The organism is Coprobacillus cateniformis, from assembly GCF_009767585.1.
In the GTDB taxonomy this organism is placed as follows: domain Bacteria; phylum Bacillota_I; class Bacilli_A; order Erysipelotrichales; family Coprobacillaceae; genus Coprobacillus; species Coprobacillus cateniformis.
In genome coordinates this window covers 3,343,912-3,363,758 of sequence record NZ_WSNW01000001.1, presented here as the reverse complement: position 1 = coordinate 3,363,758, position 19,847 = coordinate 3,343,912, and the positions used below count along the sequence as shown (strand labels likewise).

The 19,847-nt window shown below is 30.1% G+C and carries 29 protein-coding genes and 1 pseudogene; all 30 read right to left on the bottom strand.

Translation table 11 applies throughout. The features are described 5' to 3' along the window. Positions 1 to 63: 63 nt before the first annotated feature. The 30 genes and pseudogenes from GQF29_RS16650 to rbfA all read right to left on the bottom strand — a co-directional run bounded on the left by GQF29_RS16650 (position 64) and on the right by rbfA (position 19,835). On the bottom strand, positions 64 to 408 hold the full coding sequence (locus GQF29_RS16650) for an Asp23/Gls24 family envelope stress response protein (RefSeq protein ID WP_008789691.1): 345 nt from the start codon (positions 406 to 408) through the stop codon (positions 64 to 66). A 55-nt stretch (positions 409 to 463) separates the two neighbouring features. Further along, complete coding sequence (locus GQF29_RS16645; protein WP_008789692.1) at positions 464 to 922, bottom strand: SpoIIIAH-like family protein; 459 nt, start codon at positions 920 to 922, stop codon at positions 464 to 466. Positions 923 to 985: 63 nt separating this feature from the next. Then, positions 986 to 1,543, bottom strand: a complete 558-nt coding sequence (gene efp, locus GQF29_RS16640; RefSeq protein WP_008789693.1) for an elongation factor P — start codon at positions 1,541 to 1,543, stop codon at positions 986 to 988. A gap of 117 nt (positions 1,544 to 1,660) precedes the next feature. Beyond that, positions 1,661 to 1,819 carry a hypothetical protein gene (locus GQF29_RS18455; RefSeq protein WP_008789694.1) on the bottom strand — a complete coding sequence of 53 codons (159 nt, stop codon included), beginning with the start codon at positions 1,817 to 1,819 and terminating at the stop codon, positions 1,661 to 1,663. 2 nt (positions 1,820 to 1,821) lie between these two features. Then, positions 1,822 to 2,199 (bottom strand): hypothetical protein, encoded by a 378-nt coding sequence (locus GQF29_RS16635; protein WP_017143735.1) that lies wholly within the window; start codon positions 2,197 to 2,199, stop codon positions 1,822 to 1,824. Further along, complete coding sequence (locus tag GQF29_RS16630) at positions 2,183 to 2,575, bottom strand: competence type IV pilus minor pilin ComGF (protein WP_008789696.1); 393 nt, start codon at positions 2,573 to 2,575, stop codon at positions 2,183 to 2,185. The genes GQF29_RS16635 and GQF29_RS16630 overlap by 17 nt, the downstream gene beginning before the upstream one ends. Next, positions 2,576 to 2,641 (bottom strand): annotated as a pseudogene (locus GQF29_RS19075) (prepilin-type N-terminal cleavage/methylation domain-containing protein); the annotation flags it as partial. A gap of 150 nt (positions 2,642 to 2,791) precedes the next feature. Beyond that, entirely contained in the window at positions 2,792 to 3,223 is a 432-nt protein-coding gene (gene comGD / locus GQF29_RS16625; protein WP_236916456.1) for a competence type IV pilus minor pilin ComGD, read from the bottom strand. Then, a complete protein-coding gene (gene comGC, locus GQF29_RS16620; protein ID WP_008789699.1) occupies positions 3,174 to 3,479 on the bottom strand; it encodes a competence type IV pilus major pilin ComGC in 306 nt (101 codons plus the stop codon). The genes comGD and comGC overlap by 50 nt, the downstream gene beginning before the upstream one ends. 15 nt (positions 3,480 to 3,494) lie before the next feature. Then, on the bottom strand, positions 3,495 to 4,493 hold the full coding sequence (locus GQF29_RS16615) for a type II secretion system F family protein (RefSeq protein WP_008789700.1): 999 nt from the start codon (positions 4,491 to 4,493) through the stop codon (positions 3,495 to 3,497). Continuing rightward, positions 4,486 to 5,469: an ATPase, T2SS/T4P/T4SS family gene (locus tag GQF29_RS16610; RefSeq protein WP_008789701.1), complete on the bottom strand. Its 984-nt coding sequence runs from the start codon at positions 5,467 to 5,469 to the stop codon at positions 4,486 to 4,488. Before GQF29_RS16610 ends, GQF29_RS16615 begins: the two co-directional genes overlap by 8 nt. A 78-nt stretch (positions 5,470 to 5,547) precedes the next feature. Then, positions 5,548 to 6,159, bottom strand: coding sequence for an MBL fold metallo-hydrolase (locus tag GQF29_RS16605; RefSeq protein WP_008789702.1), 612 nt, complete (start codon positions 6,157 to 6,159; stop codon positions 5,548 to 5,550). A gap of 39 nt (positions 6,160 to 6,198) precedes the next feature. After that, complete coding sequence (gene rpmG / locus GQF29_RS16600; RefSeq protein WP_008789703.1) at positions 6,199 to 6,348, bottom strand: 50S ribosomal protein L33; 150 nt, start codon at positions 6,346 to 6,348, stop codon at positions 6,199 to 6,201. 65 nt (positions 6,349 to 6,413) lie between these two features. Then, positions 6,414 to 8,465 carry a peptidoglycan D,D-transpeptidase FtsI family protein gene (locus GQF29_RS16595; protein ID WP_017143736.1) on the bottom strand — a complete coding sequence of 684 codons (2,052 nt, stop codon included), beginning with the start codon at positions 8,463 to 8,465 and terminating at the stop codon, positions 6,414 to 6,416. 241 nt (positions 8,466 to 8,706) lie between these two features. Next, the gene (lepA, locus tag GQF29_RS16590; RefSeq protein WP_008789705.1) at positions 8,707 to 10,515 is read right to left on the bottom strand and encodes a translation elongation factor 4; all 1,809 of its coding nucleotides are present in this window, start codon (positions 10,513 to 10,515) and stop codon (positions 8,707 to 8,709) included. 77 nt (positions 10,516 to 10,592) lie between these two features. After that, positions 10,593 to 10,925 carry a single-stranded DNA-binding protein gene (locus GQF29_RS16585; RefSeq protein WP_008789706.1) on the bottom strand — a complete coding sequence of 111 codons (333 nt, stop codon included), beginning with the start codon at positions 10,923 to 10,925 and terminating at the stop codon, positions 10,593 to 10,595. A 491-nt stretch (positions 10,926 to 11,416) separates the two neighbouring features. Continuing rightward, positions 11,417 to 11,959, bottom strand: a complete 543-nt coding sequence (locus GQF29_RS16580; protein ID WP_008789707.1) for a hypothetical protein — start codon at positions 11,957 to 11,959, stop codon at positions 11,417 to 11,419. A 372-nt stretch (positions 11,960 to 12,331) separates the two neighbouring features. Next, a complete protein-coding gene (gene acpS / locus GQF29_RS16575) occupies positions 12,332 to 12,661 on the bottom strand; it encodes a holo-ACP synthase (protein WP_008789708.1) in 330 nt (109 codons plus the stop codon). Beyond that, the gene (locus GQF29_RS16570) at positions 12,661 to 13,266 is read right to left on the bottom strand and encodes a hypothetical protein (protein ID WP_017143737.1); all 606 of its coding nucleotides are present in this window, start codon (positions 13,264 to 13,266) and stop codon (positions 12,661 to 12,663) included. Before GQF29_RS16570 ends, acpS begins: the two co-directional genes overlap by 1 nt. Before the next feature lie 12 nt (positions 13,267 to 13,278). Further along, complete coding sequence (gene ytpR, locus GQF29_RS16565) at positions 13,279 to 13,881, bottom strand: YtpR family tRNA-binding protein (RefSeq protein ID WP_008789711.1); 603 nt, start codon at positions 13,879 to 13,881, stop codon at positions 13,279 to 13,281. 10 nt (positions 13,882 to 13,891) lie between these two features. Beyond that, positions 13,892 to 14,215: a thioredoxin family protein gene (locus GQF29_RS16560; RefSeq protein ID WP_008789712.1), complete on the bottom strand. Its 324-nt coding sequence runs from the start codon at positions 14,213 to 14,215 to the stop codon at positions 13,892 to 13,894. A 2-nt stretch (positions 14,216 to 14,217) separates the two neighbouring features. Further along, on the bottom strand, positions 14,218 to 14,868 hold the full coding sequence (gene trmB / locus GQF29_RS16555; protein ID WP_008789713.1) for a tRNA (guanosine(46)-N7)-methyltransferase TrmB: 651 nt from the start codon (positions 14,866 to 14,868) through the stop codon (positions 14,218 to 14,220). Positions 14,869 to 14,903: 35 nt separating this feature from the next. Further along, on the bottom strand, positions 14,904 to 15,608 hold the full coding sequence (locus tag GQF29_RS16550; RefSeq protein WP_008789714.1) for a pseudouridine synthase: 705 nt from the start codon (positions 15,606 to 15,608) through the stop codon (positions 14,904 to 14,906). Further along, positions 15,605 to 16,078 (bottom strand): hypothetical protein, encoded by a 474-nt coding sequence (locus tag GQF29_RS16545; protein ID WP_008789715.1) that lies wholly within the window; start codon positions 16,076 to 16,078, stop codon positions 15,605 to 15,607. Before GQF29_RS16545 ends, GQF29_RS16550 begins: the two co-directional genes overlap by 4 nt. Before the next feature lie 61 nt (positions 16,079 to 16,139). Then, a complete protein-coding gene (locus tag GQF29_RS16540) occupies positions 16,140 to 16,289 on the bottom strand; it encodes a DUF1540 domain-containing protein (RefSeq protein ID WP_008789716.1) in 150 nt (49 codons plus the stop codon). Positions 16,290 to 16,326: 37 nt separating this feature from the next. After that, positions 16,327 to 16,494 carry a sporulation protein Cse60 gene (locus tag GQF29_RS16535; RefSeq protein ID WP_008789717.1) on the bottom strand — a complete coding sequence of 56 codons (168 nt, stop codon included), beginning with the start codon at positions 16,492 to 16,494 and terminating at the stop codon, positions 16,327 to 16,329. Positions 16,495 to 16,532: 38 nt separating this feature from the next. Continuing rightward, the gene (locus GQF29_RS16530; RefSeq protein WP_008789718.1) at positions 16,533 to 17,411 is read right to left on the bottom strand and encodes an aldose 1-epimerase family protein; all 879 of its coding nucleotides are present in this window, start codon (positions 17,409 to 17,411) and stop codon (positions 16,533 to 16,535) included. A gap of 12 nt (positions 17,412 to 17,423) precedes the next feature. Beyond that, a complete protein-coding gene (gene nagA / locus GQF29_RS16525) occupies positions 17,424 to 18,554 on the bottom strand; it encodes an N-acetylglucosamine-6-phosphate deacetylase (protein ID WP_008789719.1) in 1,131 nt (376 codons plus the stop codon). A 90-nt stretch (positions 18,555 to 18,644) separates the two neighbouring features. Next, a complete protein-coding gene (locus tag GQF29_RS16520; protein ID WP_008789720.1) occupies positions 18,645 to 19,391 on the bottom strand; it encodes an SDR family NAD(P)-dependent oxidoreductase in 747 nt (248 codons plus the stop codon). A 99-nt stretch (positions 19,392 to 19,490) separates the two neighbouring features. Further along, positions 19,491 to 19,835, bottom strand: a complete 345-nt coding sequence (rbfA, locus tag GQF29_RS16515; RefSeq protein WP_008789721.1) for a 30S ribosome-binding factor RbfA — start codon at positions 19,833 to 19,835, stop codon at positions 19,491 to 19,493. Positions 19,836 to 19,847: the final 12 nt, after the last annotated feature.

The following is a 19,847-nucleotide window of genomic DNA, read 5'->3' as shown; positions in this document are numbered from 1 at the left end:
TACCACAAATAACGATAAAAATAAACAAAAGAAAAGTAAGAATGCATATTCTTACTTTTGTTGCTAGAAATCAATATTATCAACTTCAATATCAACATGTTTAACTAAAACGCCTGTCATTTGTTTAATAGAAGTTGCAATTTTTTCTTGTATTTCTCTTGTCATTTTAGACACATTCACACCATATTTCAAACGAACATGAATGCATACATAAACTTCGTTATCCTTAATTGAACAAGAAACAACTGCTTTTGTTCCAGGAATTTGAATACCTTTAGATGTATCTAAAGAAACATTTTTCATTTCACTTACAGTTTTCTTAGTAATTTCATCAAAGACTTGAATATTCATTAAAATCTTTCCATTCACAGTTCCTTGATCAAATGTATAGTATTCATTATGTGCCATAATATTACCTCTTTTCTATACTCTATTGTATATAAAAAGTCATAAAATTACAAGGTTATTCACTAATAAATTTGACTTCAACTTGATAATTATCTCCTACCAACTTTAAAACTTCTTTGATAACTTTTGAAGCATCACTTTGTGTTGCATCTTTCTTTAAAACAGTTACTTTAATTGTTTGATTGTCTATTTCAACATAAACATCTTGATATCCAAGTTCTTTAATCTTTGCAACAATACTCTTTTCTTTTTCACCAAGGTTTTTCGTTTCACTAATTGTTTCAAGCGCTTCATTGATAGAATCTGATGTACTTGATTCTTTAGCAATAATCTCATTGTTTTTAGCAATGATATCATCTCTTTTTTTATTTAATTGTTGTTGCAATTGTTCAATTGTTGTTTGTGTATTGGTGACAACTTCTTGATTAGAACTTGGTGGTAACATAATGTAATAAATAGACAACACTAATATCAAACTAAAGAGTGTTAAAAAAGTAAAAGCTTGTTTATTCATATCCCATTCTCCTTTGTCTTCTACACTATATGAATAAACATTTAAAAATATGAAAAAAAGAGCTTACGCTCTTCCTTGATATTTACCATCTTCAGTATTAACAATAACTTTTTCACCTTCGCTGATGAATAATGGCACTTTAATTTGAAATCCTGTCTCAATTGTCGCATTTTTAGATGCACCTGTTGCAGTATCACCTTTCACAGCTGGTTCAGTTTCTGTAATTGTAAAAGCAACATTTACTGGTAATTGCACTCCTAAAACTTCATTTTCAAAACTTGTAACTTCCACTTCATCAGAAGCTTTTAAGAAATTTAATTCCCATTGTAAACGATCACTAGGTATTTCAATTTGGTCATATGTCTCATTATCCATAAAAACTAACATATCTCCACTATCATATAGATATTGCATTTTTCTTTTTTCAATATGTGCTTTAGCAACTTTTTCACTATTTCCAAATGTAACTTCAGTTGTAGAACCAGTTCTCATGTTTTTCATTTTCACTTTAATATTTGCAGCTGCACGTGCAGTTTTATTATGTGAGTATTCTAGAACAACATATAAGTTGCCATCATATTGAAAAGTCATACCTGGTCTTAAATCACCAACATTAATCATAATCAATCTCTCCTTTGTATAATTTCCTTTAGAATTATAACAAATTTCTATGAATATGTAAAATAAAAAATAACACGTATACCATATTCGCTTTATTTTTGTGCTTTTTCTTTTATTCTATGCTACAAAAAATGTAAAATATGCCACAAGCAACAATAATATAAAACTTGCCATACGAAGTTTGAATTGCATATCACGATTATCTTGATAACGTTTTTGCCTTAAATATGTTAATATAAAACTTATTATTAATAATGCCATAATAAAATAAAACATGGTTACACCTCCCTATATTCAAATTTTAAAACCCTAAAATTTTCCATACTTATTTGAACGAAAAAACTATAATTCATTTCTTTTGACTCTACATATGTTGTAATATCATAGACTGTTCCCAAATCATCAATTTGGTTATAAATATGATATCCTGATTCTTCATAATCATCGCTTAATAAAATATCATTTTCCATTTGATCAACATAATATGCAATAAGGTTAATTTCAAGATTCTTCTGTTTCATCATTAAATCCACTAATTTGTAATTACTAACATTGAATTGCATTGTCATAAGACATGTCGTTATAACAAAAATAATAACAAGAAAAATAACCAAAACGATCTGAAGAATTGATCCACGATTATTCAAGTTCTTCATCAGGAATATCTTCCTCCTCTTTTTCTTTTGCATAGTTAACCAAAAAACGATATTCTCTTTCGCTTCTTTCAATATTCATATATATATTATTATTTTCTATAACAAAATATAAGTTATCAATATTCGTCAACATAATTTCAAATCCAGGAGTTTTTACAAGTCGTCTATTGTTGAGCTCAAAAGTTACCTCCTCTTGTTCAAAATTATAATATGTATAAGAATCATCAACTTCTTCATAACAACTCCCTATAGCATACTGACTCACCTGTTTGGCAGCAATATAGATATCCTCATCATAAGAAGATATTTGATTCGAGTGAGCAATTATACGATAAAAACCTGTTAATGACAATACAATAATCATTGTAATTGACAAAGATAAAAGAACCTCAACTAATGTAAAACCTCTTCGATTAAACCTATAAAATCTTCTTTTTCTAATAATACCTCCTCCTTCTCCAAAATTTTAGTATAATTTTCTTTCAATCTTAATTCATGATTATATATAGTTGTCAATGATGTTATTAACACAATTAATACTGATATAAATATTTCAAAAGCCAACAAACTTTCAATCAGAGTGGAGCCTTTATTATTGAACATAAAAGCACCCACTACCAACTTGATATACAAACTGAAAATCCTGTTGCAAAGTATGATATGTAACAGTTTTTGCAGTTTTAATATGACCAGCCGAATTAAAAGTCATTTTGTATGAATCAAAATAAGTGTTTTCACTTAATTGATAGTTTTTTTCTTTATCAGTCGTTTTCCAGAGGACCTTATCTTTTAAAAATTGAACTGTAACAGTTTTTTTTGAAACGATCGCTTCCAATTTTGCTTGATTTAAAAATTCTGTTATTTCTTGAATAATGACTTGATTATTCTTATTTGGTAGATGCAATGTCATTGTGAGCAAAGAGAGCATACAAATAATAAATAAAACAAATAGTGTTTCCACCAATGTAAAACCTCTATTCGTCAACATATGCTTGACCATCATCAATTGAAATGCTTTTTCCATTAGGACATATTCCTTGCTTTTCAGTCAAATAAGGATGTGTCCCACCTGTTAAATCAGAAATACTTGTTGGTAATTCTCCATTCTCTATTTCATACAATAATATTTGAGAATTGACAACTTCAATTTGAGCATCACACCCTTTATTTTTAACAACTGTATTTTTTGATGTCACGTTTGGAATAACTAATAAGAGAATAACTAAGATAACGCTAATACAAAATATCATTTCAATTAATGTAAAACCTTTTTTGTTCATATAAACCCTTCCTTTCTAAATTTCAGAGATAATATTCATCATCGGAATAATAATAGATATATAAATCGTTATTACAAAAACTGCCACAAAACTATAAATAGAGGGTATTAGATATTTTAGAAAACTAGCAATCCACAAATCTATCTGATCATAAGTTAATTGTATATAATATATTAATGAATCATGTTGTGTAGGATTTTTCATATACATTTGAAAAAAACTAAGAAACAAAGGATCTAAATATTCAAAGTCCACAAGAATATCTTCTAATGTTTCTCCCTCTTGCAAACGATTATTCATTTCATATAAAACAATTTTTAAATCACTATGATTCATCTGTTCATTTAAAAGTTTAATAATTCTTGCACTATCCATATCCTCAGTGAGTAATTCCTGATAGTATGTAGCAAATTTAAGTGAAAAATATTTCTGTAAAAACACCTTAAACAATGGCAATTTTAAGTACCATTCAATAATACGAAATGACTTTTTCTTAAGTGCTATTATTAATTTTGTTAACAAATAAACAACAGCTATACCCAATACAATTATCAAAAAAGGAATCAAATAAAATGAAATAAATGCCACCTGAATCCATAATGTCTTTTCAATTTGAAATGAAATAAAAAGTTGATTAACATTAGGCAATAAAATAAAAACTACAAAAACAGAAAAAAGAAATAAAAACACAATAAGAATAAGAGGATAAGTTAGCTTCGATTTTAATTGATTTTGATAATTTTGTAATGATGTGCAAATATCTAAGCTTTTTTCAATGGCTTCTGATAAACATTTCTTGTTTTTAAAAAAATAGAAATATTCTTTAAATAATTCTGGCAGTTCAGCATTTAATATAATATTTTCTAAATCCATTCCTTTTTGAAGTTCATTATTCATATATGGAATAGCCGGATGATTTAAAATATGTTTACAAATAATCAGTGATTCTTCAACCGTATAATGACTACTTAAAAGTGTATAAAAATTTTTAAGAAACATATAATCCTTATTCATAAGCTTCCTCAATAAACAAATCAGATGAAAATCCCTGAGATATAAGTTGTTCAGCCTGATCAGAAAAATTAATATAGTTAAGACAATCCTTCTCTAAATAGTTTTTAATCTCTAATTGGTTCATTAATTCTGAAAGAACAATCACTCTTTCATTTTCCTTATCATATATCATTTTTTGTGATATAGCGCCAATGACCACATCAATTATATCAACTTGGGATATCCCCAAATTCATCAATCTCTTTAATAACAAAGGAGCATTACTAGCATGGATAGTTGTTAATACAAGATGTCCTGTTAATGCGCATGTAATGGCTATTTTTGCAGTTTGTTCATCTCTTATTTCTCCTATCATGATAACATCTGGATCATGACGCAAAATTTGTTTCAATGTATTATGGTAAGTAATCCCCAATGTCTCATTTAATTCAATTTGTAAACAATCCTGAAGATGCATTTCTATAGGATCTTCAATAGTAATGATATTTTTGTTATGTAGTCGTATAATTTCCTTTAAAACAGTATAAAGTGTTGTTGATTTTCCTGAGCCAGTTGCACCACCTATCAAAAACAAACCTGTTGATTGTCTGGTTAACCAATACAAAAAATCTTGAATGTTTTTAAGATAAGTTAATTCATTAATTTTGAGGACCTTATGATTGTTTAGAATTCTAATAACGATACTTTCAAATTCTTGTGATGGCAAATAAGATACTCTTAGAAAAAATTCTTTTTGATGTACTATTACTGAAAAGTCACCAGTTTGAGGCAATAATTTATAATTGGTATTAATTGAAGACTTATATTTAATATAATTCATCAATTTTCTGCCAATGACCTTATCAATATCCTCATATTTCTTTAAATCTCCAAAAATTCGAAATCGAATACTCAATTGCTCTTTGAGAACAAGATGAATATCAGTGGCCTTTCTTTTCAATGCTCTATAAAACATTTTGTCAAATAGTTCTTCCATAATTACCCTCCTAATATATATATTCTCATTTATTTTTGATTTTTCTTCTTTTTTATGAAAAAAAGTCATAATTTTTTATTATGACTTTAAATAAGGATTATTCTGTTGTTCATATTTCAGTGTACTTTCTTCACCATGACCTGGTAATAGCCTTGCGTCAAACGTAAATTCTTTAATTTGTTCTAATGATTTTTTTGTCTGTAAATGTGAAGATGTAGGAAAATCATAACGCCCAATAGATCCAGCAAACAAAACATCTCCACTCATTAAGGCATTTTCAGAAGGAATGTAAATCATACTACTCCCTTGACAGTGTCCCTCTAACAACAACCATCGAATCTCATATCCTGCTAACACCATCTTATCATGTGCTTCCTGGATAGGTGAATCAACAGTAAATGACTTTTCATAAAAAGATAGATTCAATTGAGCATCTCTCATCAATTCTATTGATTCTTTATGAGTGTAAATAGAACATTTATATTTACTATATAAATAATCAACAGCACCCACATGATCAAAATGCCCATGAGTTAACAAAATGGCTTTAAGAAATAATTCATTTTCATCAATGAATTTAGCCACTTTTTGACCATTAGCCCCCGGGTCAATAACAATACATTCTTTTTCACTATTATATACAACATAACAATTGGTTTGCATCATACCTAAAATAAGTTTCTTTATCATGACAATCTCCTTTTCCCTAAAGAAAAAAAGCCAATTGGCTTATTTCTTTTCTTTATGAGTTGTTTTTTTATTACATCTTGAACAATATTTTTTTACTTCCATTCGATCTGGATGATTTCTTTTATTCTTAGTATTAATGTAGTTTTCTTCACCACATTCAGTACATTTTAAAATGATGTTTTCTCTCATTTTTACACCTCCATCATGACTTCGCCATACTATAATAGCATAAAGTTTAGAAAATTGCTACAATTTTATTCACTTTTTACTCCATATTTCTCAAAGTATTTTGTAAAAGCAGTTTTTGATAAACCATTACATGCACTCGTTGATGTTCTTGTTTGTGTATCTGACATACAAGCAACTGCAATTTGAGGATTATCATATGGAGCATAACCAACAAAAGCACGATTCTGATATTCTTCACCCTTGATCATAACCTGTGCTGTACCAGTCTTACCAGCCGCTTGATATGATCCATTAATACTTTTAGCTAATCCTGAGACACACCCTTCTCTAAAGCCAGTTTGAACACGTTCAAAAGCTAATGTATAACTTGAAACATCATCAAGAACTTTCACTTTATGTTGAAGAAGAGAAATCTTTTCTCCCTCTTCTGTTTCAGTAAACGAATCCATAAACAAATGTGGTTGAATTCTTTTTCCACCATTGGCTATAGTTGAAACATATTGAGCCATCTGCATTGGCGTATATGTATCATATTGACCAATTGCAAAGTCAAGTAAGTTCCCGCCTTGACGTTTAGTAACATCTCCACGATACCCCAATTCTTCTTTAGGAACATCTAAACCAGTTTTAACACCCAAACCTAATTCACCAGCATCCTTACGCAAAATATCAAATGCCTTGGGATCAATATTGAGAGTTTCACGAGGAACATAAACACCACCGCCTAGTTTAATAGCAACATAGAACATATAGACGTTTGAAGACTGGGCCAATGCCTGTATCTCATTTAAGCGCCCAAGACCACTCTTATTCCATGATCGTTTAACAGGAGTTCCTTTGATTTGAATCCCATCAGCAGTATCATTAAAATATGTGTTTTTTGTAATTAAATTTTCTTTAAATGCCGTATATATTGTTGCACCTTTAAATGTGGATCCAATAGCATATGCATAAAGATAGTTTCCAGCTGCAAAATCGCTAATTTCGCCAGTTTTTGTATCACGTTTTTTCCCTGCCATAGCAACAATTTCACCACTATTTGGATCCATTAAAGTAATAAAAATATGATTATTGTTAGGACCACCTGACCTGTTTTTTAAAAAATCTTCAATTTCTTTATTCAAAATTTCCTGTAGTTCCCAATCAATAGTTATACGCATATTACTTCCTTTAGAGCCACTAGAAACCGGTTGAACAATTGGCGTTCCATTTCTATCATAGGAGATAGAATATTTTGCATTGTCACCACTGAGAATATGTTCATATTGAGCTTCAAGCCCACTAACACCTACACGCGCATCATTGTTATAATCTTCTGCCAATAAGATATCTTTTGTATTGGCTGGAAGCCCTTGTTTTTTAGTTGTCACTTTCCCTAAAACCTGATTCAAAGAGTTCTTGTATGTATATTCTCTTGACCAATCATTTGTTACTTTAATCCCTCTTAAAAGACTTGAGTTTTCACCAATAATACTTGCTTCCTTAATAGAAAGTCCTTCCAAAAGCACCGTTGATCCTCTTGTGCAATTTGCAATTTTAAAATATAGCATATAATATTTTATATCATTTTCAGTCAACCTCTGATTAACCATTTCATCAGTAATACGCTCAATCTGTAATTTATAAACAGTATCAGAATCCTGCTTTAATTCTTCAGCAGTCAAAAGACTCTTCACAAATTCTTCATCTTTTTTTATAAGATAATCTTTTTTATCACGCGGTTTTACATCGCTTATATCAACTGTTACATTATTAATTAAAAAATTAATAATAACCTCAATTTCTTCAGGTTGAATATTCTTGACAGCATAATATGTTGCACAATTGATATTTTTATTATAAACAAGTCTGTTATAATTTCTATCATAAATATTTCCTCTAAAAGTATCACTTGTAAATATACTTGTATTGTATTGAGAAAGTTTAGTTGCATAATAATCTTTTTGTCCAATTTGTGTCATAAACAAACGAATCAATAAGATTGCACCACCAATCGCCACACCAACCATTAATATTTTAAATCTTCTAGAGATAACATGATCAGTTTGATTTTTAAGCCTTGTTTCTACTTCTTTTTTACCATCAAATCTGATCTGATTCTTTTTCCAAAAACTCATTTCATGCACCTCCATGACCTATTATATTATAAACGATATTGAAAGTAAATCAACCCAAAAGAAAAAGAGAATTTCACAAATTTTCTTAATTCATTCTTAAGAAATTGAATACAGTGAATTATAACCACAATAAAATTGACAGTTACTTAACGTATATTTTTTAAATATACAATAAAAATGAACAACATAAAAATAGCCACCTGTTCATAGATGGCTAAGAGACCTTCATTAGTTAAATGGATTAATCATCGTCAACAGAAAGTATAGCCATAAAAGCTTCTTGAGGAATTTCTACACTCCCAACAGCCTTCATACGCTTTTTCCCTTCTTTTTGTTTTTCTAAAAGTTTTTTCTTACGTGAAATATCCCCACCATAACATTTAGCCAAAACATTCTTACGCATTGCCTTAATGTTTGTTCTTGCTATCACTTTCCCTTGTAGAGCAGCTTGAATAGGAACTTCAAACATTTGTTTAGGAATAATTTCCTTTAATTTTTCACAAATAATACGACCGCGATTATAAGCAAAGTCTTTGTGAACTATTGTTGAAAGAGCATCAACAACATCACCATTTAGCATAATATCCATACGCGTCAATTTACTTGTACGATAATCATCAAATTCATAATCAAAAGATGCATATCCTTTTGTACAAGATTTTAATTTATCAAAGAAATCATAGACTATTTCACTTAATGGAATCATATAAATAACATTACGACGCAAATCATCAATATATTCTATATCCATATATTCTCCACGCTTAGATTGGCAAAGTTCCATAATAGGTCCAACATATTCATGAGGTGTCATAATCGATGCTTTTACATATGGTTCCTCTATATGATCAATTTTCTGTGGCCCTGGTAACGATGCAGGATTATCAATTTCCAACATTGAACCATCAGTTAAATAACAATGATAAACAACTGAAGGAGCTGTAGCGATTAATTCTAAATCAAATTCTCTTTCCAATCGTTCTTCAATAACATCCATATGCAGCAGACCTAAAAAACCACATCTGAATCCAAATCCTAATGCCTGTGATGTTTCAGGTTCAAAAATCAGTGACGAATCACTCAATTTCATTTTCTCCAAAGCTTCTCTTAAATCCTTATATCTTGCATTATCAACTGGATAAAGTCCACAATAAACCATTGGATTTAGACGACGATATCCTGGCAATTGTGTCTGTGCAGGTTGTGAGAGTGTTGTAATTGTATCCCCAACATGAACATCTTGGATAGATTTGATTGAAGCAGCAATCCATCCAACTTCTCCAGTGACCAAAGAATCTTTTTTAACTTCTTTAGGATTTCTTACACCAAGTTCTACAACTTCATAAATTGCATGACTTGCCATAAATTTAATTTGATCTCCAACACTAATTTTACCCTCTTTAACACATACAAAAACAATAACACCTCGATAACTATCATAAAGAGAGTCAAATATCAATGCCTGAGTCGGATGACTCACATCACCTCGAGGAGCTGGAACATTTTTAACAACGTCTTCTAGAACATCAATAACATTCAATCCTGTCTTAGCAGAAATCAAAGGTGCTTCATCTGCGGGCAATCCAATGATATCTTCGATTTCTTGAATGACACGTTGTGGATCAGCACTCGGTAAATCAATTTTATTAATTACTGGTAAAATCTCTAAATCATTATCCAATGCCAAGAAAACATTAGCTAAGGTTTGTGCTTCTACGCCTTGAGCAGCATCAACAACCAAAACTGCTCCCTCACAAGCTGCTAATGAACGAGATACCTCGTATGTGAAATCGACATGTCCCGGTGTATCAATAAGATGCAATAAATATGTTTCCCCATTTTTAGCAGTATATGTTAATTGAACAGCATTCAATTTAATTGTAATTCCACGTTCTCTTTCTAAATCCATACTATCAAGGAGTTGTTCTTTCATTTCCCTATCACTAACAGCACCTGTTAATTGTAAAATTCTGTCAGCCAAAGTAGACTTTCCATGATCGATATGCGCAATAATAGAAAAATTTCTAATATGTGATTGATCTATTTTCATAATCAAACTCCTTTCTTTTTACTTTATCTATTTTACACAATTATTATTAAAAAAGAAACAAAAAAGTAGTATTAATACTACTTTTTTATAAAATATTTATCAAAAAATTCAACATGTTCGACTTTCACTTCCATGACAGTCATTGATTGATTATCAGCAGATTCAAATGTCCTTGATTGTAATCGCCCTTTAACCCCTAAAAAGCTTCCAATATCACAGCAATCCATGACTTGCTGGCTAATACCTTTCCAAAGCACACATGTAATGTAGTCATGATCATTGATACCTAAATTATTTCTATAAGGTCTTTCAATATCTAGGACAATTGTTGCCAGTTTTATACCATTTTGTGTTTCTCTCATAACAGGCTTATTTGCCAACCTCCCTATAACAATGATTTCATTAAACATAGTTTTCTCCTCCTCTTCTTCATTATAAAGGAAGACAAACAAATGACCAAATTCTCCATTTTTCCTATTATTACAGCATATTTATACATTTTGGTTCTCAATTTATCAAAAAAAGAAACTTTTTTCATCAATAAGTCGCAAATATAAGTCCAAAATTCATTATTTAGATATATTTTAATAGACTTATTTTAAATTTAAAAAATAACATTTATAATCTTTACAATATAAAACAAGGGATATCTTAGATATCCCCGTTATAAGAAAGCTCATTTCAGTAACGATTTATAATTCTCCCATCATCTCTGAATCTATAATATTTTCATATATTTAATCTCTTCTACATTATTATTTATTTTAACTATAAAAGTTTATTCATTTGTATCAATAAATTTTATGTTATATGTACAATTTTCCACTTTCACTGTGATCATGCTTAAAGATATTGTAAAAGCATATATGAAAGCCATTAAGCATTTTACATTCTCTTTACTTTAATGATTTTCTTCATTTAATTTTATGCTGTCCTTCATAATTTCATAAACAATAGTTTTCATTTTATCTAACTCTGTATCTATTTGCGAATTGTTTATCCTAATTCTTATTATACTCTTTTCATTATTGTTATGAGCTGCCACGTAAACACCAGAACTGTCAAAACAATAATAGATATTAAAATCTTTATCTATCAATTCATATTCTGCTTCTATTTTTTCAAATTCATCTTTAGTAAACTCTGATACCGAATAACTCACCTCTAAACTATTATTAACTTGAAATTGCATGCTGTAATCATTATCTACACTTCCTTGATACCAAATCTTCACATAATTTATTGCACTAAGAGTTTGTTTCTTTGATGTCTGATCTAAATAATATTCTGGAGCATAAAAATCATAAAAATGCCTTCCTGTACTGAGTTCGAACGCTTTGACTGACGAATATGAATTTCCCATATGTCTAGGAAATCCCACACATAATAGCCAAAAAACAAATAACAAAGATAAAACAATTATTAAAACAATGCGCTTATTCATACTATCCCCTCTCTTTCAAATTCATATTGTAAGATTACAACTAATGATTATCAAAGGTTCATATCAATCAATTTCACCCACTTTTTATTAATATTTATTATGATACCTCTTTCTATCTTTATAGTATTAAATAATAAGTTCATTGTCAATGTGATGATTACAACTATAATAAGTGTTAACTGAATTTCTATAGCCTGTTTACATATTTAAAATAGTACCAACAATTATATATTGAAAAATATCTTGATATGGCAGCATACAAGAGTCCAATTCGTGTGACTTTGAATTAAATATAACAATAAGTTTACAAAAAAGACACAAGTGAAATTGGTATTACTTTCAATCTAAGCGTCAAAGAGTAAAGCTTACGCTTTACTCTTCTAATACAACGAATGCAATTGCATATTTTTTTTCATGAGAAATTGATATATGTGCTTTTTTATCATTCAAATAAGGACAACCAGTTTCATCATTAAGTATCTGTATATCATGAAAATCTATGCCACCTAGGCCTGTATGATGAGCTTTTAGATAAGCCTCTTTACCTGCAAAGCGACCACCTAAAAACTCTAGCTTTCTTTGCTGAGTATGAATCATGCGAAAGATTTGATATTCTTCAACCGTTAATATACGTTCTACAAAATGCAAATTATCAATATCTAATCGATCAAGATCAACAATATCTACCCCTATACCTCTCATTAATCTTTAAATTTCTTTTCATAAAGACTCATTAATTCATCTAAACTCATAGAGTCTTCAATTTCATCAATAAACGAATCTTCATCTTCTTTATTCAAATCTAATTTAAATTCACCTGTACGTTCTTCAATAATTTTTAATTGATCTTGTTCTTCTTCTACAATTTTAGCAATATTTCTTAAATTTTGTTCAACACTAGGTTCTTCTTTGACCATTTTAGCTTTAACTTCAATTTCTTTTTCTTCTTGTTCGTCTGCTGGACCAAAAAAAGGACTAATAATAGGAATCAAATGATCAGTATCTTTTTTTATTTTTTTAGGTTTAGGCTTAGAAACATGTACCTCTGGCTTTCTGCTTTCTTTTATACCAGAAATAGGTGAAATAATTTCACTCATGTGATAAGTTGATTCACTCACAGGAGGTATGAATTTCTTAGGTTCAGTTTTTTTAACCTCTTTCTTTTCTTCTTGCTTCTTTTCCTCTTCTTCCTCATTATAAATGAGAGGGGTGCTAAATTTCTCTTTACGCCTTTGTTCTAAGACAGGATCAACCGTTTCATAAACTTCTTCCTCTTCTTCATCTTTCATAAAAAATTTCTTAAACATATATTTTACCTCCTATTTAAAAAATGGATTTCCGACTTGATAGTCATTTTCATCTAAAATCAATATACCACGTACTTGTGGAGCATTTGGCAAAGCAAGTTCTTTTGCTGAACAAAGCATACCATGAGATTCAACACCACGCAAAGAAGATGGTTTAATTATTAAACCAGATGGCATAACTGCATCATTTTTAGCAACAACAACCAATTGATTCAAAGCAACATTGGGTGCACCACATACAATTTGTAAAGTTTCATCTCCAGTATCGACCTGGCAAATATGCATATGATCAGAATCGGGATGTTCTTCAATTTGAATAACCCTCCCAACTCTGAATCTATCATCATAATCACTTTCAACCAATTCTTGATTTTCATTTTTTAAAACCCGATTTAACTGCTCAACAAATTCAGGTGTTATTTTGACTTTTCCATCTTGTAATGAAGATATATATGTAGATGCATGAAAAAGATTATATCCAATCACTTGATCATGATGATATAGCACACAAAGATCATGATATTGCTGATAATGAGTCACTTCTCTTTGCGAACATAAGCGTATCAGCAAATCATCACCAATATATTTTGAATTATAAAAAGCATGTAAGTTCATTTTATCCCACCTATTCTTCTATTGCATCAATAAATGCTTGTATATCAGATTGTGTTTTTCTCAATTTATTAACGAAACGCGAAACTTCCAGACCATCTTTATAAGCAATAAAAGATGGAATTCCCATAATATCTAAATCAATGCATAAGTCAACCATTTTATCTCTATCTATGTAATAAAATGTCCAATCCCTATTTTCTTCCACTAATTTATCAATAAAAGTTTTTAAAAAATGACAATCCGGACACCAAGTTGTTGAAAAAACCATTATAGCTTTTCCTTGTGTGGCCTTATCATATGATTCTAAATCACTTAATTCTAACAAGTTATTCATAGTTACTCTCCTTTAAATGTTGTTACAATTCTATAAATAGGTCCAAATGGTGAAAACTTTCTTTCATATTCTGTCTGAATGTTATCTTCATATCCATCACTGTGATGCAAATCCAAGCAAATATCATGAAAATCCATGTGAAATTGTTGAAACGATATTAAAGAAAATTCAAACAATATTCGATTATCTGTCTTTAATATTAACTCTCCATCTGGCTTCAATAATTTTTGATATATTGGCAAAAATGTATGAGAAGTTAGCCTTCTCTTGGCATGTTTTTTCTTAGGCCAAGGATCACTGAAATTTAAGTATATACGACTAATTTCATTATCTGCAAAGACTTCATTTAAAAATAATGCATCTTCTTTCATAAATCTTAGATTTTTTAAATCATATGATGAATCATCATACTTCTTAAGTGCTCCTACTATGACACTTGGAAATTTCTCAACTCCAATAAAATTAATATTAGGATATTGTTTGGCATTTTCTATAATAAAATCACCTTTTCCCATACCTATTTCAATAAATATAGGATTATCATTATCAAAGATATTTCTCCAATGACCTTTGTGTTCTTTTGTATTTAACACAACAACATCTTTGTGATTTTCTAAAATCTCATTTGCTTTAGGGTTATTTCTTAAACGCATATTTTCCTCCAATTTTTATATTATTGTATCACAATTTATACCTTTAATCTATCTAATTCTTCATCAGTTAAATGACGATATTCTCCGAGCTGTAAAGAATTGTCTAAACACAGATCTTTCATTCGAATTCTCTTTAAATATGTCACTTCTTTTCCTACTGCTATAAACATTTTTTTCACCTGATGAAATTTCCCTTCATAGATAGTGACTTCAATTTCACTTGTTGTAGCACTTGTACTAAGAATCTTTAATTCAGCACTTTGACATTGATAGTCATCTATAGTTATTCCATTAAAAAAAGCTTCTACATCCTGATTTGTAACAATTCCATTAATTTTTGCATAATAAACTTTTGGACAATGTTTTTTCGGTGATAATAACTGATGTGCCAACACACCATCATTGCTTATCAACAATAATCCCTCCGTATCAACATCTAACCTTCCTACTGGAAATAAATCATCTCGATAATAATCATCAATTAAATCAACAACAGTTGGGTAAAGATTGTCTTCTGTTGCACTTACATAGCCAGCAGGCTTATTGAGCATATAGTAAACAAATTCCTCATATGTAATGACTTCGCCATTGACACAGACTTCATCAGTTTGTGGGTCAACTTGCATTTTATCTTTTTCAGCAATCTCTCCATTAACTGTGACAATTCCTTTTTTGATAAAGTCCTTAACTTCTTTTCTTGTTCCAAAACCACTATGGGCTAATAACTTATCTAATCTCATTCTTCGTTAACCTCAATATATTTTTCAACACTTTTCTCTCTTTTCTCATCTGTAAAATAACGTAAATAGAGCTTAATTGTTTGTTTCTGAGAACATTTCCCAGATAATTGTATCCCTTTATAAAAACCCTCAGATTTATTTATGTAATTAACCTTTAAACTATATGTATCTTCATCAAATATCCCAATAGTAGGACAGATTTGTTGATCATCCTCATGAGCATAAGCAACTGCCATAATATCATACATATTTTCCTGAACTTGATCAATAACAATATCATAACGATATTCATTATCTAAAGGATTAAAAATCACAGAAATACGACAAGGAATATCCTTATCCATATCTTCACGAACAATCAACTCTTTTTTTAATTGGTTATATAATTCAAATTGTTTATCTTCTTGTGTTGATGCTGCACATGCAGAACAAAAAACAAGAAACAACAATAAAAGTATGGTCTTTCTCATAATATCACCTTGTCCATTATAACATCTTTTTCATAATGAAAAAAGGCTATAATAGCCTTTTCTATTTTAATTCAAATGTGTCACAAGCTGTTTCAGCAACATCTTTTGCATGTTGACAATGACAATTATCAACCATAATACAACTTGCATCACAACACCCATCACAATTATATTTACAACTTTCTACAGTACATTTTACATCTTTAGCCATGATTTCACCTCCATTGTTAGTATGGCAAAAATCATCATTAATATTCAATGAGACAACTAAAACTGTATTCCAGTTCACCATTGTGAGAGGTCATAGAAACTTGATAATGAATTTTATGAATTGTCGGATTTTCCTTCTCAATAAAATCATTAACTGCATCTTCTAAATCTAATTCATGTGTTTTTTCAATTATTTTTATCTTCATAAAACTATGATATCAAATCATAATTAAGTTTTTTGTCACTATTGGTTGATTTCTACAGTAAATTTACACTCGAACTCCTGATTTTGTGGAAGCGCAACGATACTTTCTTTTTCTTTAAATTCTCCTGTAAATCCAACATAATCATTATGTCCAACCCAAGGCTCAATAGCAATTAAACCACCTACATGTTTAGCAGCCCAAATTCCTAAGTGTTCAAAATTCTCCATATAAAATTTAATTGATTTTTGATGATGAATAGACTTTAATGCAACCCATTTCGATTGAAAATTTTTAACAACAACTGCATCGTTATTAAAAAGAGCTTGTCTTATAAAAAATCTTCTTTCATGATCAAAGAGTTGTTTCGTTTCATGAGACATACCACGCTCTTCTACATTAATGATTTTTTGATCTAAAGTTTCATCTTTTTCAAATTCTATATAGTATTCATTGCTTGACTCATTTTCCATAAATGGACAAGCAAAAGCTGGATGTCCACCAATTTGAAAATAAATTGTTTTTGAATCTGTGTTCCTAACAATGCAATGACATTCTAGCTGATTTTGATTTAGTGTATAAATTACCTTCAAATCAAATAAATAAGGATACTGTTTTAAAATATCTTCATTAGGAGTCAATTCAAATTCTACACACGTATCTGACAACTGATGTGTCATAAACTCATTATGCCTTGCAAAACCATGTTGCGTCATTGTATAGGTTTTTCCATCTATACGGCATTCATTATTATTAATAGCACCAACAATTGGAAATAAGATAGGTGCACTATTTGCCCATTGGACAGGATCTCTTCTCCACATATAATTCATATTGTCCTTTTGACCAACAATTTTAATTATCTCTGCACCTTTAGCATTTAATTCTACTTCCAACAAATCATTTTTCAAAATTGTCATAAATAAATTCTCCTATTTCATTTCACCTTTTATCATTGTCTTTTGGATGTTAATACGATCATCAAAGAAAATAATATCAGCAAACTTACCTTCTTTAATTTCACCTAATAATGGTTCTCCTAAACTTTGTGCCGGATTATAACTAGCTAAATTCACAGCCTCATTTAAAGTCAACCCAAGATGCTCAAAAGCATTTCTCACACAATCATTCATATTAGCAATACTTCCCGCTAATGCCCCATTAGCCAATCTTGCTTCACCATTTTTAACATATACTGGTTGTGTTCCAAGCTTATATGTTCCATCAGGTAATCCAGCAGCTTCTATTGAATCTGTGATTAAAATCACTTTATCTTTACCTTTTGCACGCAATAAAGCTTGTGCTGCAGCAAAATTAACATGAATACCATCCAAGATAAGTTCTGCATAAACACTATCATTCACCATAATAGCACCAACAACGCCAGGTGCTCTATGTGTCAATGGTGTCATAGCATTAAAAGTATGTGTTCCAGAAGTTGCTCCTGCATCAATAGCCACCTGAGCCTCTTCATATGTTGCATTTGTATGTCCCAAAGATACAACTGTGTTCTTATCATTTAAATAAGTAATTAATTCTATTGAATGTTCTAATTCTGGTGCAATTGAAATTTTTCTAACTATATCTTGATGTTCTTTTACAAAAGATAAATAATTTTCAACAGTTGGAAGAATCATACATTCTTCTGGTTGAGCACCTTTATAAATTTTATTGAAGAAAGGTCCCTCAAGATGAGTCCCTAATATCTGAGCACCTTCAACTTTATTTTTATTTATAGCAAGATTTTCTACTGCTTTTGCAATATCTACAGCAGGCATAGTCATAGTTGTTGGCAACAATGTTGTAACACCAGTTTTTAAAGCAGCCTTTGAAATCGTATTTAAATCCTCAAAAGTTGGATACATTGTATCACTTCCAGCACGACCATGTGTATGGACATCAATAAATCCAGGCGCAACATATAATCCATGAGCATCAATCACTTCTTCATCGCAAGGCTGACGCTGACTTATTTCCACTATTTTATCATTTTCAATAAAAATATTTTTTTCTACAATTTCATCATGTAGAATAACTTTCCCGTTCACAATACATTTTTTCATAATTTTGTCCTCCTTGTTATATTATACCACTTCTCTTCATATCTTCAAATAAAATACACAGAAAAAGGTATACAAAAGTATACCCAATTCTTACGACATTGTTGCACCATCAACTGACAAAATAACACCTGTAATATAACTAGCCATATCACTCGCTAAAAACACAAAAGCATTCGCAACATCTTCTGGTTCTCCAACTCTTCTTAGTGGAATTGTATTAATAATTGGTTGGATAACCTCATCTGGTAAAGCAGCAACCATATCTGTTTTGATAACACCAGGAGCCACAGCATTCACTCGAATATGATCTTTTCCCAATTCTCGTGCTAATGATTTTGTCATCCCATTAACTGCGAATTTTGATGTTGGGTAACCTGCGCCAGCTGGTTGTCCATATAAAGAGACCATAGAACTTGTATTCAAGATAACTCCGCCACCTTGATTCTTCATCAAAGAAGCTGCTTCTTTTGAACATATAAAAACAGCATTAACATTCAAATTCATAATCATCTCAAAATCTTCAATATTATAATCAAATATTTTATCTCTTTGTGAAATACCAGCATTATTGACAAGAATATCAATACGCCCAAATTCATCAACAACTGTTTGAAACGCTGATTTCACTTCTTGGGGATCCATCAAATTAGGGTGCAGCCCTATGACAGGATAATCAGCATTCTCTTCATTCAATTTTTCTAAAGCTATTTTGACAGTTTCTTCTCTTGACCCAAAAAGCGCTACCTTTGCTCCTTGCTCTAAAAAAGCTTTTACTGTTGCATAGCCAATTCCTCTTGTTCCTCCAGTGACAACTGCAATTTTTCCTTCTAATAACATATTTTCTTTTTCCTTCTTTCTGTATTGTCTTTTATATTTTATACTCATTATTATACTATGTCAATTATTTCACATAGTATATTATAAAAAAAGGCAAGCCTACGACTCACCTTTCTCATTCAATTCCTCAATAATATTATCAATTTTATTTCCATACTCCAAAGATGTATCTAAAACAAAATGAAGTTCAGGGCATTTGCGAATTGTCAAACGCTTAGCTAATAACGAACGAATAAACCCTTTAGATCTTTCTAAAGCCTCCATGCTTTTCTTAGTATTTTTATTTAAGAATGAAACATAGATTTTAGAAATTGATAAATCAGCTGTTGTATCAACACCAGTAATTGTACAAAAGCCAATTGATGGATCTTTTACTTCAGTTTGTAAAATAGTAGAAAGTTCCCTTTGAATAATATTATTCATTTTCTCTTTTTTTAATACCACTAGAAATCAACT